Consider the following 2,009-nt stretch of genomic DNA (forward strand, 5'->3'; position numbering starts at 1 on the left):
CGAGCGAGAAGCTGGGGTAGCCTAAATGAGCCTATCTCGGTGTCCGCCAAACCGGCAGCAGGCCAGCTTGTTCTGACGCCGACCAGTCGGGGCAGTCGGCGAGCTAGGCGTGAGATGGAGACACACATCCGCTCAGGAGAAAGGGCGGCAATCGCTGGAAACATTGATGCGAACCCCACGTAAGATAAGGTTGCCGTCGGAGGGCTCCGAGCGCCTTTCGCCCACAATATATCATGAACTCCAATCTCGTATTCTAAGCGGGATACATCGGCCGGGAGAATGGCTTTCGGTCGAGGAAATAGCGAAGGCCTTCGAAGTCAGCCGGCAGCCGGTGATGGAAGCAATGCGCCGACTGTCCGGGGATTGGCTCGTTGAAATCGTGCCTCAGGTGGGCTGCCGTGTGGCGAGCTACGAGGTTCAATCGATGTTTGATTTCATCGAGGCCTTTGGCGGCATCCAATCAAGGCTTGCGGAGTTGGCTACCGCTCGAAGAACAGACGAGCAGCTGATTCAGCTCCAGATTCTGATGGATGAAATCAACCTCCAGACCGAACTGGATCAGGAAAACCTCAGGCTTGGTCATGAATTCCACCGGATCATCCAGGAAATGGCGCACTCGGAGGTCCTGTCCCGACTTTGCGAGCAAATGTGGGCATTTGGAACATTCGCATTCAACAATCTCGTGACGCAGGGAGCGCAGTCCGAGCATGTTGAATTGCGTCGCAGCAATCTGGCCCGGCTGGTCAAGGCTATCGAGGATCGCGATGGCGCCAGTGCGCGAACCTTGACCGAAATATGGCTGACAGGGCGAGGGGGGTGGTTCGCCTTCGATCCCGAAAGCGGCGCTGAGAAGGCTTAAAGGACGCGCTTCGTCGAGTCCTCTTCCGGCGACCTGTCCATGCATTTTAGAGCGTTTTTCGACCGATTTGAATCGCGTGGGGATTCCCGCCGGGCGTGATTTCTGATTCAGAATTCGTGCTGGTGAAGGAGGCCGGCATGGATGGCTCAACCTCTTTCGATGGATTTGCGTTCCCGACTTCTGGCAGCGGTTGATGGCGGGCTGAGTTGCCGTGCTGCGGCGCTCCGATTTGGCGTTGCGCCTTCGACGGCGATCCGCTGGGAGACACAGCGGCGCGAGACGGGTGACTTCGCTCCAAAGCCGCAGGGTGGCGACATGCGCTCGCGCCGGGTTGAAGAGCGTGCGGGGGACATCCTCGCCATCTGGGAAGCGCGCAAAGACATCTCGCTTGATGAGCTGCGCGCGGACCTGGCCGAGGTTGGTCTGGCGGTATCGGTTGCCGGGCTTCACCGCTTCTTTGCGCGCCGGGGCATGACGCGCAAAAAAAGACTGGCCATGCAATCGAGCAGGACCGTCCCGACATCCTGAAGCAGCGCCGGGAATGGTTCGACGGCCAGATCGATCTGGAACCGGAGCGCCTCGTCTTCATCGACGAGACGTGGACCGCCACCAACATGACCCGCAGCCATGGCCGTTGCCCGAAGGGCGAGCGGCTGCGAATGGGCTTCCCGCACGGCCACCGCAAGACCACCACGCTGGTAGCGGGGCTGCGCATGACCGGCATGGTTGCGCCGATGGTGCTGGACGGACCGATCAACGGCGACTGGTTCGAAGCCTACGTCACCCAGGTGCTCATACCGGAGCTGCGCCCCGGCGACGTCGTCATCATGGACAATCTGTCGAGCCACAAACGCGCCTCGGTCCGCGAACGTATCGAAGCGGCGGGCGCGACATTGCGCTTCCTCCCACCCTACAGCCCTGACTTCAACCCGATCGAGAAGGCCTTCTCCCGCCTCAAGGCCATGCTTCGAAAGATCGGCGAGCGCACCGTGAGCGGACTTTGGAACCTGATCGGCAGGCTGGTCGATATCTTCCAGCCACACGAATACGCCAACTACTTCACCTCGTGCGGATATGACCCGGAATGATCGAAAACCGCTCTAGTGTGGTGAATCTGAAGTTCGCTATCGTTTAGACTCAATTTTGCGCG

The 2,009-nt window shown here is 59.7% G+C and carries 2 protein-coding genes; both read left to right on the plus strand.

What is annotated here, in order from left to right:
• Positions 1–166 precede the first annotated feature (166 nt).
• Positions 167–859 (plus strand): GntR family transcriptional regulator, encoded by a 693-nt coding sequence (locus PYV00_RS23365; protein ID WP_275230746.1) that lies wholly within the window; start codon positions 167–169, stop codon positions 857–859.
• Positions 860–1,000: 141 nt separating this feature from the next.
• Positions 1,001–1,947 (plus strand): IS630 family transposase gene (locus PYV00_RS23370; protein ID WP_275230747.1). Its coding sequence is split into 2 segments (ribosomal slippage): positions 1,001–1,346 and positions 1,346–1,947, totalling 948 coding nucleotides; the frame shifts between segments, so codons are not numbered across the junction.
• Positions 1,948–2,009: the final 62 nt, after the last annotated feature.

Source organism: Novosphingobium album (ex Liu et al. 2023), from assembly GCF_029076845.1.
GTDB lineage: Bacteria > Pseudomonadota > Alphaproteobacteria > Sphingomonadales > Sphingomonadaceae > Novosphingobium.

Excerpts from the sequence above, each read along its gene's own strand:
- PYV00_RS23365 (WP_275230746.1), top strand. The coding sequence starts at position 167 with ATGCGAACCCCACGTAAGATAAGGTTGCCGTCGGAGGGCTCCGAGCGC.